This window comes from Oerskovia sp. NPDC057915 (genome assembly GCF_042887685.1).
Classification (GTDB): domain Bacteria; phylum Actinomycetota; class Actinomycetes; order Actinomycetales; family Cellulomonadaceae; genus Oerskovia.
Genome location: NZ_JBHVOS010000002.1, coordinates 18407 through 30944, shown reverse-complemented (window position 1 = coordinate 30944; position 12538 = coordinate 18407). Strand labels below are relative to the sequence as shown.

13 protein-coding genes are annotated in these 12538 nt (G+C 70.7%); all 13 read left to right on the top strand.

Translation table 11 applies throughout. The annotated features are described in order from the left end of the window. The 13 genes from ACFVQ3_RS01510 to ACFVQ3_RS01450 all read left to right on the top strand — a co-directional run bounded on the left by ACFVQ3_RS01510 (position 1) and on the right by ACFVQ3_RS01450 (position 12538). Positions 1-897, top strand: a complete 897-nt coding sequence (locus tag ACFVQ3_RS01510) for a F0F1 ATP synthase subunit gamma (protein WP_030149955.1) — start codon at positions 1-3, stop codon at positions 895-897. Between the two features lie 85 nt (positions 898-982). After that, positions 983-2464 carry a F0F1 ATP synthase subunit beta gene (atpD, locus tag ACFVQ3_RS01505; protein WP_138823534.1) on the top strand — a complete coding sequence of 494 codons (1482 nt, stop codon included), beginning with the start codon at positions 983-985 and terminating at the stop codon, positions 2462-2464. 88 nt (positions 2465-2552) lie between these two features. After that, positions 2553-2837 (top strand): F0F1 ATP synthase subunit epsilon, encoded by a 285-nt coding sequence (locus tag ACFVQ3_RS01500; RefSeq protein ID WP_030149953.1) that lies wholly within the window; start codon positions 2553-2555, stop codon positions 2835-2837. Positions 2838-2855: 18 nt separating this feature from the next. Beyond that, entirely contained in the window at positions 2856-3269 is a 414-nt protein-coding gene (locus ACFVQ3_RS01495; RefSeq protein ID WP_387634187.1) for a DUF2550 domain-containing protein, read from the top strand. A 129-nt stretch (positions 3270-3398) separates the two neighbouring features. Further along, positions 3399-4094 carry an endonuclease NucS gene (gene nucS, locus ACFVQ3_RS01490; RefSeq protein ID WP_030149951.1) on the top strand — a complete coding sequence of 232 codons (696 nt, stop codon included), beginning with the start codon at positions 3399-3401 and terminating at the stop codon, positions 4092-4094. 214 nt (positions 4095-4308) lie between these two features. Continuing rightward, on the top strand, positions 4309-5001 hold the full coding sequence (locus ACFVQ3_RS01485; protein ID WP_387634185.1) for a TetR family transcriptional regulator: 693 nt from the start codon (positions 4309-4311) through the stop codon (positions 4999-5001). A gap of 1 nt (position 5002) precedes the next feature. Further along, positions 5003-5944, top strand: coding sequence for a YndJ family transporter (locus tag ACFVQ3_RS01480; RefSeq protein ID WP_387634183.1), 942 nt, complete (start codon positions 5003-5005; stop codon positions 5942-5944). After that, on the top strand, positions 5941-6465 hold the full coding sequence (locus ACFVQ3_RS01475) for a DUF1990 family protein (RefSeq protein WP_387634181.1): 525 nt from the start codon (positions 5941-5943) through the stop codon (positions 6463-6465). Before ACFVQ3_RS01480 ends, ACFVQ3_RS01475 begins: the two co-directional genes overlap by 4 nt. Before the next feature lie 86 nt (positions 6466-6551). Then, positions 6552-7874: an N-acetylglucosamine-6-phosphate deacetylase gene (locus tag ACFVQ3_RS01470; protein ID WP_387634179.1), complete on the top strand. Its 1323-nt coding sequence runs from the start codon at positions 6552-6554 to the stop codon at positions 7872-7874. A gap of 218 nt (positions 7875-8092) precedes the next feature. After that, positions 8093-9118 carry a LacI family DNA-binding transcriptional regulator gene (locus tag ACFVQ3_RS01465; RefSeq protein ID WP_387634177.1) on the top strand — a complete coding sequence of 342 codons (1026 nt, stop codon included), beginning with the start codon at positions 8093-8095 and terminating at the stop codon, positions 9116-9118. A gap of 170 nt (positions 9119-9288) precedes the next feature. After that, entirely contained in the window at positions 9289-10590 is a 1302-nt protein-coding gene (locus tag ACFVQ3_RS01460; RefSeq protein WP_387634175.1) for an ABC transporter substrate-binding protein, read from the top strand. A gap of 77 nt (positions 10591-10667) precedes the next feature. Continuing rightward, entirely contained in the window at positions 10668-11633 is a 966-nt protein-coding gene (locus ACFVQ3_RS01455; RefSeq protein ID WP_387634173.1) for a carbohydrate ABC transporter permease, read from the top strand. Next, entirely contained in the window at positions 11633-12538 is a 906-nt protein-coding gene (locus ACFVQ3_RS01450; protein WP_387634171.1) for a carbohydrate ABC transporter permease, read from the top strand. The genes ACFVQ3_RS01455 and ACFVQ3_RS01450 overlap by 1 nt, the downstream gene beginning before the upstream one ends.

Here is a 12538-nt window from a genome sequence, read left to right as displayed (position 1 = left end):
ATGGCCGGATCCCAGCGCGTCTACAAGCAGCGGATCAAGTCGACGCAGTCCCTCAAGAAGATGTTCCGCGCGCAGGAGCTCATCGCTGCGTCGAGGATCGGCCGGGCTCGCGCCCGGTCGTCCGAGGCGGGCCCCTACGCCCAGGCGATCACCACGGCGGTGTCGGCCGTCGCGACGCACTCGACGACCCAGCACCCGCTGACGTCGGAGCGCACCGACACCAACCGGGTCGCGGTGCTCGTCGTCGCCTCGGACCGTGGCATGGCCGGCGCCTACTCGGCGTCGATCATCCGCGAGACCGAGCGTCTGGTGGAGCGCCTCACGCACGAGGGCAAGGAGGTCGCGCTCTTCGCCGCCGGGCGTCGCGCGGTGACCTACTACACCTTCCGTCACCGTGAGCTCGCCGGTTCATGGACCGGTGGCTCGGACTCGCCGTCGTCGGACGTCGCCGGCGAGATCGCCGACACCCTGCTGAACGCCTTCCTCGCCCCCGCGGACGAGGGCGGCGTCGGTGAGCTGCACATCGTGTACACGCAGTTCGTGAACATGGTGACGCAGCGTCCCCGCGTCGTCCGGATGCTGCCTCTCGAGGTCGTCGAAGGGGTCGCGCCGGTCGGACAGAACGACGTCCTTCCGTTGTACGACTTCGAGCCGTCGCCCGAGGCCGTTCTCGACGCACTGCTGCCGCGCTACGTGCGCAGCCGCATCTACAGCTGCCTCCTGCAGGCGGCCGCGTCGGAGCTGGCTGCCCGCCAGCGCGCGATGCACACCGCGACGGACAACGCCGAGGACCTGATCCGCATGTACACGCGACTTGCGAACCAGGCACGACAGGCCGACATCACCCAGGAGATCAGCGAGATCGTCTCCGGTGCCGACGCCCTCGCGGCTTCGTGAGGCACCGCATGACGAACACGACGATCTCCATCACCTGCACCGAACCTGCCGGAGCTGTCTCCGGCCCTGCGAAGCGAGGCCAGTAATGACCGCCACCACCGTGGAAGCCCAGGTCGAGCACCAGAGCGGACCCGGCGTGGGCCGTGTCGCCCGCGTGATCGGCCCCGTCGTCGACATCGAGTTCCCGTCGGACGCGATCCCCGAGATCTACAACGCGCTGACCGTCGACATCGACCTGTCCGGACAGGGCGAGGGCGAGAAGTCCTTCCGCCTGACCCTGGAGGTCGCGCAGCACCTGGGCGACTCGCTCATCCGTGCGATCGCCCTCAAGCCGACCGACGGCCTGGTCCGCGGCGCCGTCGTCACCGACACGGGTTCGCCGATCAGCGTCCCCGTGGGCGACGTGACCAAGGGCCACGTGTTCAACGTGACCGGTGACGTCCTCAACCTCCAGGAGGGCGAGAAGCTCGAGATCACCGAGCGCTGGCCCATCCACCGCAAGCCCCCGGCGTTCGACCAGCTCGAGTCGAAGACCACGATGTTCGAGACGGGCATCAAGTCGATCGACCTCCTGACGCCGTACGTGCTCGGCGGGAAGATCGGCCTCTTCGGTGGTGCGGGCGTCGGCAAGACGGTCCTCATCCAGGAGATGATCCAGCGTGTGGCGCAGAACCACGGCGGTGTCTCGGTGTTCGCCGGTGTCGGCGAGCGCACCCGTGAGGGCAACGACCTGATCGTCGAGATGGAGGAGGCGGGCGTCTTCGACAAGACGGCACTCGTCTTCGGCCAGATGGACGAGCCGCCGGGCACGCGTCTCCGCGTCGCGCTCTCCGCGCTCACCATGGCGGAGTACTTCCGTGACGTGCAGAAGCAGGACGTGCTGCTCTTCATCGACAACATCTTCCGCTTCACGCAGGCTGGTTCCGAGGTCTCCACGCTGCTCGGGCGCATGCCCTCCGCGGTGGGCTACCAGCCGAACCTGGCCGACGAGATGGGTCTGCTCCAGGAGCGCATCACCTCGACGCGTGGTCACTCGATCACGTCGCTCCAGGCGATCTACGTCCCTGCCGACGACTACACCGACCCGGCGCCTGCGACGACGTTCGCCCACCTGGACGCGACGACGGAGCTCTCGCGCGAGATCGCCTCGAAGGGTCTGTACCCGGCGATCGACCCGCTGACCTCGTCCTCGCGCATCCTCGACCCGCGCTACGTGGGCCAGGAGCACTACGACGTCGCGACGCGTGTGAAGTCCATCCTCCAGCGCAACAAGGAGCTGCAGGACATCATCGCGATCCTCGGTGTGGACGAGCTCTCGGAGGAGGACAAGACGGTCGTGGCGCGTGCTCGCCGCATCCAGCAGTTCCTCTCGCAGAACACGTACATGGCCGAGAAGTTCACGGGTGTCGTGGGTTCGACGGTTCCGCTGACGGAGACCATCGAGGCCTTCAAGAAGATCGCGGACGGCGAGTTCGACCACGTCGCCGAGCAGGCGTTCTTCAACATCGGTGGCCTCGAGGACCTCGAGCGCAACTGGGCCCGTATCCAGAAGGAGTACGGCGTCTGACATGACGTGAGCGCGCCGCGCGCCGGACCTTCGGGTCGGGCACGCGGCGCGCTTCGTCAGACCCGTGCACCGACATGAAGGAGTTGAAGTGGCACAGCTGAACGTCGACCTCGTGGCGGCGGACCGCAAGATCTGGTCGGGGGACGCGCGCGCCGTGAGTGCGCCCGCCGCCGACGGTGAGATCGGTATCCTCGTGAACCACTCGCCCCTCCTGTCCGTCCTCGGTGAGGGCACCGTCCGGATCACCGGCTCGAACGGCGAGAAGGTCGCCGTGAAGGTCACCGGTGGTTTCCTCTCGGTGGACTCCAACCAGGTCATGCTCGTGGTGGACGACGCAGAGGTGCTCGACGGCGCCGGCGTCTCCGGGCACTGACGGGCTCAGGTATCACACGTGACGCTCCCCGCCTGGATCGCGATCGGACTGCTTCTCGCAGTCGCGCTCGTGGTCGGGCTGGGAGCGTTGCGTCTTCGGGCCATCTCCCACCGGGTGGGGTCCTTCGAGTGCAGCGCTCGTCCCGCCGGGGACGCGCAGGCGTCCTGGTCGCTGGGCATCGCGCACTACGGCGTGGGACGCATCGACTGGTGGCGCTGCTGGTCCCTGTCGTTGCGCCCGTCCCGCTCGTGGCGGCGTCAGGATCTCGTGATCGTCTCGCGCCGCCCTCTCGACGGGGACCGTGACCTCTTCCTCGTGGAGTGCTCGTACGAGGACGTCCGGTTCGAGCTGACGATGTCGAGCGGCGCGTACGCGGGTCTGGCGTCGTGGCTCGAGGCCGCACCCCCCGGCCGTCGCGGCGTGGTGGTCTGAGACCGTCTGCGGTGCGTGGACGGGTGCTACCGTCGCCCGTGGACGTCGTCCAGGCTCGGGGCTCTCGGCGGCGAGGGGCTGTCCCTGCGGTCCTGCCGACACCTTCTTTCCCTGTCTGAGGAGTTCTTCGTGCGTCTCGTGGTTGCCCAGTGCTCGGCTCACTACACCGGCCGGCTCTCGGCCCACCTCCCGCTCGCGACCCGCGTGCTGCTCGTCAAGGCTGACGGCAGCGTGCTGCTGCACTCGGACGGCGGCTCGTACAAGCCCCTCAACTGGATGAGCCCGCCGTGCTCGATGGCGGTCTCGGAGCCTGACGAGTCGGCGCGCGAGCGTGGCGTGACCCAGGTCTGGGCGGTCCAGCACGCGAAGAGCGACGACCGGCTCGAGATCGAGCTGTACGAGGTCCTGCACGACTCGGCCCATGATCTCGGCGTGGACCCGGGCCTGATCAAGGACGGGGTCGAGGCGCACCTGCAGGAGATGCTCGCGGCGCAGATCCAGCTCCTGGGGACGGGGCACACCCTGATCCGCCGTGAGTACCCGACGGCGATCGGCCCGGTCGACATCCTGGCCCGGGACAAGGACGGCGCGACGGTCGCGGTCGAGATCAAGCGTCGCGGCGACATCGACGGCGTCGAGCAGCTCACGCGCTACCTGGACCTGCTGAACAGGGACCCGCTCCTCGCGCCGGTGCGTGGTGTGTTCGCGGCGCAGGAGATCAAGCCGCAGGCGCGCGTCCTGGCGACGGACCGGGGGATCGGCTGCCTGGTCCTGGACTACGACGCGATGCGCGGGGTCGATGACGTGGACTCCCGCCTCTTCTAGGTCGCGCCGCGCCGCTGCCGTGTCGTAGCGCCGCGGCCGCTGCCGCGTCGCCGCGCCGCGCGTTCGTCCGGCCGTGGTCGCGCCGCTCTGGCCCCTGGGGCTTGCGACGAGCCCACCGAGAGAGGTGCCCGTCCGGCTGTCGTCGCCGGACGGGCTCTTCTCGTGCTAGGTTTTTGAACATGTTCAAAACAGCGCACGAGCAGGAGCGGACAAGGTGACCACGGCCGCGCCGACGCCGGTCCGCCCTGCCCCCACGCCCAAGTCCGCGCAGACCCGCGCCAAGGTCCTCGACGCGGCGCTCGGGATGCTGCGCGAGCAGGGGTACGAGGCGACGACCATGCGCGCGATCGCCACCCGTGCCGGGGTGAGCACCGGCAACGCCTACTACTACTTCCCGTCCAAGGACCACCTGGTCCAGGAGCTCTACGTCGACGTCCAGCGGGCGCACCGGGCCGCCGCGGACTCGGCGCTCGCGCAGGGCGGGACGCTCGCCGAGCGCCTGCGCCGCGTGCTCGACGCGGGGATCGACGTGTTCACGCCCTACCACTCGTTCGGCGCCGAGTTCGTCTCGGTCGCGATCCGCCCAGGCGCTGCGGCCAACCCCTTCAGCGAGGCCTCGCGCGAGGCACGCGAGCTCTCGCTCGCGATCTTCGAGGACGTCGTCGCGGGGGCCTCGCCCGCGGTGCCTGCCGCGCTGCGTGCACAGCTCCCCGAGCTGCTGTGGCTCGCGCACCTCGGGGTGACGCTCTTCTGGGTCCAGGACACGTCGGCGGGCACGGCGCGGACGCGGCGCCTCGTCGCGGGGGCGAGCCCGATCGTGGGCACGCTCGTCCGGCTCTCCCGTCTCCCGGTGGCGCGCACGGTCGTCGACGACGTCCTGCGTCTGACCGCTTCGCTCAGGACCTGACGTGAGCCCCGCGACCACGGTCCTCGTGGACCTCGTCGTCGCCTTCGGGCTCGTGGTGGTGCTCCCGCTCGGGTTGTCCCTTCTCGGGCCGCGCACGGTCCCGGGGGCGGGCGGCGTGTGGTGGCCCGTGGCGGGGGCCGTCACCGCCGCGGGAGCCTGGCTCCCGCGCGGGTCGCTCGCGCAGGCGGCGACGGTCCCCTTCCTGGTCGCATCGGCGGTCCTGGTCGGCGCGGCGGTCCGCGTCGCCCTCCCCGGCCCGACGGCGCCACGACCGCCCGAGGTGCGGCTCGCGGTCGGCGTCGCTCTCGTCATGCCGGGGGTCGGCGCGGCGGCGATGCTCGCTGACCGTGGGGGATGGGGGCTGCTCGGCTTCTCGGGGACGTACCTGACCCTGACCGTGCCGCACATGCTCTTCGCGGGATTCGCGGCGGCGCTCGTCGCCGGTCTGACGGTCGGGCTCGGTCACCGGAGCGCCGGGGCGGGAGGGGCGGTTCGCGCGACCGCCGCGCGTACCGGTGCGGCCGGGGTGCCGCTGGGGACCGGGCTGGTCCTCGTCGGGTACTTCGTCGGGAACGTCGCCGAGCTGGTCGGGGCTCTCGTGCTCACGGGCGCGCTGTGGTGCACCGCCTGGGCGGTCCTCGGCATCCCGGCGCGGAGGGGAGCGCGGGCGCTCCTCGTGGCGGGCTCCGGCGCGGTCGCGGCCTCGATGCTGCTCGCCGTCTGGTGGGCCGTCGGTGAGGCCACGGGCGTCCCGCACCCGAGCATCGGGCAGATGGCGGCGACGCACGGCGTCGCGAACGCGCTCGGCTTCGCCCTGTGCACGATGCTCGGCCTACGGCTCGCCCGGGTCGGGGCGGGATCGGCCGGCGTCGCCCCGGTGCTGCAAGAAGACGACCGCTCGGCACACAGACCCAGCAGGAGCCCAGGACGGAGACAGGCATGACGCAGCCACGCACGACCTACCCCGAGGTGGGAGCCACCCGGTCCGCGGAGCTGCCGGCGGGCTATGCCCACCTGCGCCTGCGCCACCGGATCTCGGAGAGGCCCTACTCGGTCGCCGAGCTCGGTCGCCTGGGCGAGATGCTGCTGACCTGGCAGGTGCACGCCCGGGCGCGCGTGCAGCTCGTGACCTCGGCGCCCGTCGCCGAGCCGGGCGGCCTCGTGACGACGCGCCTGGGCCTGGGGCCCGTACGGCTCAGCGAGCCGTGCGAGGTCGTGTGGGTCGAGCGGGAGGAGCAGCGGATCGGTTTCGGCTACGGCACCCTGCCGGGGCACGTGTTCGTGGGGGAGGAGTCGTTCGTGCTCGAACGTGACGCGGCGGGGGACGTCTGGTTCGTCGTCGACGTCTTCAGCAACCCCGCGGCCCGGTGGGTCCGGGCGCTGCGACCGGTCGTCCCGGTCTTCCAGCGGCTGTACATCGCGCACCTCGCGCGGGCCGCGCGCGGCCTCCTGCGCGACCTCTGAGGGCGGCGTCTCAGCACTCGGCCCACCTCGCGGGGTCCCCGCGACCATTCGTGCGTCGTCCGAACGAAGTGCGCAACAATGAGGCCATGACGTCGAACCCCGCCCCGCTGTCATCCACCGCCACGTCCGCATCGTCCCCGGGGGAGGCGTCGCCCGCGGGGCGGACCGCCCTGCGGGGCCGGGTCGTGACCCCGCAGGAGGTGATCGAGGACGGCGTCGTGGTCCTCGACGGCCCGCTGATCGCGTGGGTCGGTGAGCGCCGTGACGCCGCTGCGGCGGGGTACGCGGCAGAGGTCGAGGCCGCGGCCGAGCCCGCCGAGGGCCAGGTCGTCCTGCCGGGCCTCGTCGAGGTGCACAACCACGGTGGTGGCGGCGCGAGCTTCCCCGACGCGCAGGACGCGCAGGAGGCCCTCGTCGCGGTCCGCGAGCACCGCCGCCACGGGACGACGAGCCTCGTCGCGTCGCTCGTGACCGCCGAGCGCGAGACCCTGCTGCGCCGGGTCGCGACCCTGGCCGACCTGGGGGACGCGGGCGAGATCGCGGGCATCCACCTGGAGGGTCCCTTCCTGTCCGAGGTGCGGTGCGGTGCGCAGAACCCGCACGACATGCTCGCGGGCGACGCCGAGCTGGTGCGCGCGATCGCCGAGGCCGGACGCGGGCACGTCCGCACCATGACCTTCGCCCCCGAGGTCCCGGGCAACACGGGGCCCGGCGGAGTCGTCGAGACGCTGGTCGAGGTCGGGGCGGTTCCGTCCGTCGGGCACACCGACGCGTCGTCGGAGCAGACGGATGCCGCGATCGCCGAGGGGGTCGCGGCGCTCGCCGCCCGTCGGGCAGCGCTGGTCGCCGCGGGGGAGCCGGTCGGTCCGGCGCCCCGCGTGACCGCGACGCACCTCTTCAACGGCATGCGCCCGCTGCACCACCGTGCCCCCGGTCCCGTCGCGGCGTGCCTCGCGGCCGCAGCTCGGGGCGACCTCGTGGTCGAGCTCGTCGCGGACGGCACCCACCTCGCGGCCGGGACGGTCCGCAGCGTGTTCGAGCTGGTCGGGCCGGACGCGATCGTCCTCGTCACGGACGCGATGGCGGCCGCGGGCATGGCGGACGGCACGTACCAGCTCGGTCCCATGGCGGTCACGGTGGCCGACGGCGTCGCGCGCCTCGACGACGGGACGCCCGAGGGGTCGATCGCGGGCGGGACGTTCCACCTGCTCGACGTGGTGCGCGCCACGGTCGGCTTCGGCATCCCGCTGGTCGACGCCGTCAAGGCGGCGTCGCTGACGCCGGCGGGCGTGCTCGGACGCGCGGACATCGGCGCGCTGGAGGCCGGCCGTCGGGCGGACGTCGTCGTGACCGACGTGGAGCTTCGCCCGGTCGGTGTGTGGCGTGGCGGTGCGCTGGTGACCGACTGACGACCGAGTGATCCCGGTCGACGTCGCCTGACCTGCGACGACACCCGGACGACGGCCCGGCCCCGAGCGAGAGCTCGGTGCCGGGCCGTCGTCGTCCACGGGCAGGGGTTGACGGATCGCAATAGTTCAGTCAATACTCGTATTCATTCGAAGCGCTTCGACGAAGCGCTTCGACACTTGGATCCCCGAGGACGGGGCGACCACGAGGAGGTGGCGAGATGGTGACCATGCAGGACGTGGCCGCGCGAGCGAACGTGTCGCTCAGCACGGTGTCGTACGCGCTCAACGGGACGCGCAAGATCTCCGACGAGACGCGCGCCCGGATCGAGACGGCCATGACGGACCTCGGGTACCACCGCAACGCCATGGCACGGGGGCTCGCCTCGCGCCGGAGCCATGTCCTCGCCCTGATCTTCCCCGCGACCGAGACCGGGATCGGCGGGACCGTCTCGGAGTTCGTCACGAGCGCCGCCGCTGCCGCCCGCGAGGCGGGGTACCACCTGGTGCTGTGGCCCTTCGCGGCGCACGAGGCGACCGAGATCCGCGACCTGACGCAGCAGGGCATGGCCGACGGGGTCCTGCTCATGGAGGTCCGGCTCGACGACCCGCGCGTCGAGGTGCTCCACGAGGCCGGCGTGCCCTACACGATGATCGGGCGCACGCGGGAGCTCGAGGGGCGTCCGTACGTCGACATCGACTTCGCCGCGACGACCGAGGCTGCGGTGGAGCACCTTTCCGCCCTGGGGCACCGGCGGATCGCGTTCATCAACCACTCGGCCGAGAGTGCCGCGGCGGGCTACGGCCCGACCCTGCGCGCGGACGAGGGGTTCGCGGCGGCCATGGAGCGGCGCGGGCTCGTGGGGCGCAGCCTCCTGTGCGACGAGACGGCGGAGGCCGGACGGACCGCGGTCGGCGAGCTGCTCGAGCAGGACCCGTCGCTCACCGCGTTCGTCACGATGAACGAGATCGCGACGTTCGGGGTCATGTCGGGGCTGCAGGCCCGCGGGCTCACGGTCCCGGGCGACGTCTCGGTGCTCGGCATCGTCAGCTCGCCCGGCGTCGGCGCGATGAGCGCACCCCCCCTGACCACCATGCACGCACCAGGCGCCGAGCTCGGGCGGCTCGGTGTGCAGTCCCTGGTCGCACGGATCGACGACGCGGGCAGGGCGCACGCGCCCGTCCTCGTCACGTGCGACCTCGAGGCCGGCGCGAGCGTCGGCCCGGCCCCCGTCCGGGACTCCTGACCCCGGGTGATCGACCCTGACCGCGGCCTCGATCCCGAGGCGCCGTGGTCACGACCGCCGGCCCTGCCGGTGCAGGACCGCCGGCCCTGCCGGTGCACGACCGCCGGCCCTGCCGGTGCAGGACCAGACGATCGGCGCTGGCGCCGACGCTCAATGATGAGGAGAGAGTCATGTTGCGTACACGGAAGCCTCTTGTCGCTGCTCTGGTAGCGCTCCCACTCGCCCTGGCGGGCTGTGCGGGAGGAGGGAGCGGCGGAGGGGACTCCGACGACCAGACCCTCACGATCTGGCACTACGAGTCGGAGACGTCGGCCATGGGCCAGGCCTGGGCCAAGGCGATCGAGATCTTCGAGGACGAGAACCCCGACGTCACGGTCGACGTCCAGAAGCAGACGTTCGAGCAGATCCAGAAGAACGCGAAGATCGTGCTGACGGGCGACGACGTGCCCGACGTCATGGAGTACAACAAGGGCAACGCGACCGCGGGGCAGCTCGCCTCGCAGGGCCTCCTCACGCCGCTGACGGACGCGGCCAAGGAGCGCGGCTGGGACACCAAGCTCAGCGGGTCGCTCCAGACCACCGCGACGTACGACGAGAACGGCCTCATGGGGTCGGGCGAGTGGTACGGCGTGCCGAACTACGGCGAGTTCGTGGGCGTCTACTTCAACAAGGACATGTTCGCGCAGTACGGCGTGCAGGTCCCGACGACGCTCGCCGAGCTCGAGACCGCGATGGCGACCTTCCAGGCCGCCGGCGTCACCCCGCTCGCCGAGGCAGGCGCCGAGTACCCGCTCGGGCAGCTCTGGTACGAGCTCGTCCTCGCGAACGCCGACCAGGACTTCGTCGACGCCTACCAGCTGTTCGACGGCGACGTCGACTTCCAGGGCCCTGAGATGACGAAGGCCACCGAGACCCTCGCCGACTGGATCGACAAGGGCTACATCGCCTCCGACTCCGCCGCCCTCACGGCCGAGGACATGGGCGTCTCGTTCATCAACGGCACCTACCCGATGATGGTCTCCGGCTCGTGGTGGTTCGGTCGCATCGTCGACGAGATGGACGCCGACTGGGGCCAGTTCAACTTCCCGGGCAACACGCTGCAGGTGGGGTCGTCGGGCAACCTGTGGGTCGTCCCGACCAACGCCGACTCGAAGTCCCTCGCCGAGGAGTTCATCGACATCACGCTGCGTCCCGAGGTGCAGAACATCCTGGGCGAGGCCGGCGGGCTCCCCGTCGCGGGTGACGTCTCGGCCATCACGGACGAGCGCACCAAGGCCCTGACGCAGAACTTCAACGACATCCTGGCCGCCGACGGCCTCGCGTTCTACCCCGACTGGCCCGTCGCGGGCTACTACGACGTGCTCGTGAGCCAGCTCCAGTCGCTCGTCAACAAGTCCAAGACCCCTGCCGAGGTCCTCGACGGCCTGTCCGGCCCGTACGAGGAGGGCAAGGCGGACCTGCTCGAGGGCTGATCCGCAGCGCAGTGGTCCCGGTGGGCGGGCGACCGCCCGCCCACCGGGACCGAGGACACCGACGACGAGGAAAGACCATGAGCACTGTCAAGACGCCGACCCCCGCGGTCGAGCGAGCACGAGCCGCGCGCTCGCGGCGCAGCAGACCCCGCTGGGTGGGGTACCTGCCGTACCTGATCCCGGGAGCGGTCGCCTTCACGGTGGTCATCCTGATCCCGTTCGCCACGAACGTGTACTACAGCCTCTTCAAGTGGAAGGGCGGCATGGCCCCGAAGAAGTTCGTGGGGCTCGACAACTACACCGCTCTCCTGGCCGACGAGCAGTTCTGGACCTCGTTCCGGAACTCGGTCGCGATGATCCTCGCGATGGTCGTGGTCCCGACGCTCATCGGGCTCGTGCTGGCGGCCGTCCTGTTCGACTACCTCGGTCGCCGGTTCGGCGGTGGCGTCGCGGCCTTCCTGCGCGCCACGTACTACCTGCCGCAGATCCTGCCGGTCGCGGTCGCGGGCGTGCTGTGGAACTGGATCCTCAACTCCCAGACCGGTGCGCTCAACGTGGTCCTGCGCTCGATCGGGTTCGAGAACCCGCCCAACTGGCTCGGGTCCACGACCACGGCGCTGCCCACGGTCATGGCCGTCCTGGTGTGGGTCCAGATCGGCTACCCGGTCGTGATCTTCATGTCGGCGCTCCAGCGGGTCGACCCCGAGCTGTACGAGGCTGCCGAGCTCGACGGCGCCGGGTGGTGGCGCAGGTTCGGCGCGATCACGATGCCGCAGATCCGCCCCGAGACGTTCGTGGTGGTCCTGACCTGCACGGTCGCGGCGCTCAAGGTCTTCGGCCCGATCTACGTGCTGACCCGCGGCGGCCCCGAGAGCTCGACGCTCGTGCCCAGCTACTACTCGTACCTCAACTTCTTCGACAAGTCGAAGGTCGGATACGGCGCCGCCGTGGCGACCGTCCTGACGCTGGTGATCGTCCTGGTCGCTCTCGTCATCCTCGCCCTGCAGGCCCGCGCCGAGCGCCGTGAAGAAGGAGGCCGCTGATGGCCACCGACACGTTGTCCCCGTCCGTCGACGAGTCCACGGGGGACCAGGTCCTCCGGTCCACCCGACCCGACCAGCGTCACCGTCGGGGGATCGGCCGCTGGTTCGTGCTCGCGGCGGCCGCGCTGTTCGCCCTGCTGATGCTCGCACCGTTCGTGATCATGCTCCTCAACGCGTTCAAGTCACCCGCGGAGTACTCGCAGGACGGTCCGCTGAGCTGGCCCTCGCACCTGTACCTCGACGGTGTCGTGGCGTTCTGGGAGCGGGTCGACTTCCCGCAGAAGCTGCTCAACTCGATCTGGATCTCGAGCGCCGTGGCGATCGGCGGCACGCTGCTCTCGCTGCTGAACGCCTACGCGATCGGCGTCGGGAAGGTCAAGGGACGCCTGTGGATCATCATGCTGTTCCTCCTCGCGAACATGCTGCCGCAGGAGGCCCTGGTCTACCCGCTGTTCACCATGGCGCAGCAGGTCGGCCTGTCGAACTCCCAGTGGTCCGTGATCATCATCTTCACGGTCATCCAGTCGGCGTTCGGCACGTACCTCCTGTCGTCGGTGCTGGGTACGTTCCCGCCCGCCCTGCTGGAGGCCGCGGCGCTCGACGGTGCCACGCGCTGGCAGATCCTGTGGAAGATCGTCTTCCCGGTCGTGCGCCCGACGCTCTCGGTCCTGATGATCTTCTTCTTCATCTGGACCTGGAACGAGTTCTTCATCCCGCTGGTCATGCTGACGACCAACGCGACGCAGACGATCCCGATCGCGCTGGCCTCGCTCCAGGGCGACCGGATGATGGACGCCACGACGACCAACGCGGGCGCGCTGGTCTCGCTCGTCCCCGCCGTCATCTTCTTCCTGATCTTCCAGCGCACCCTGACGCGAGGCGTCACGGCCGGCGCCGTGAAGTGA

Excerpts from the sequence above, each read along its gene's own strand:
- ACFVQ3_RS01475 (WP_387634181.1), top strand. The coding sequence starts at position 5,941 with ATGACGCAGCCACGCACGACCTACCCCGAGGTGGGAGCCACCCGGTCC.
- ACFVQ3_RS01510 (WP_030149955.1), top strand. The coding sequence starts at position 1 with ATGGCCGGATCCCAGCGCGTCTACAAGCAGCGGATCAAGTCGACGCAG.
- ACFVQ3_RS01455 (WP_387634173.1), top strand. The coding sequence starts at position 10,668 with ATGAGCACTGTCAAGACGCCGACCCCCGCGGTCGAGCGAGCACGAGCC.
- ACFVQ3_RS01470 (WP_387634179.1), top strand. The coding sequence starts at position 6,552 with ATGACGTCGAACCCCGCCCCGCTGTCATCCACCGCCACGTCCGCATCG.
- ACFVQ3_RS01465 (WP_387634177.1), top strand. The coding sequence starts at position 8,093 with ATGGTGACCATGCAGGACGTGGCCGCGCGAGCGAACGTGTCGCTCAGC.
- ACFVQ3_RS01450 (WP_387634171.1), top strand. The coding sequence starts at position 11,633 with ATGGCCACCGACACGTTGTCCCCGTCCGTCGACGAGTCCACGGGGGAC.
- ACFVQ3_RS01460 (WP_387634175.1), top strand. The coding sequence starts at position 9,289 with ATGTTGCGTACACGGAAGCCTCTTGTCGCTGCTCTGGTAGCGCTCCCA.
- atpD (WP_138823534.1), top strand. The coding sequence starts at position 983 with ATGACCGCCACCACCGTGGAAGCCCAGGTCGAGCACCAGAGCGGACCC.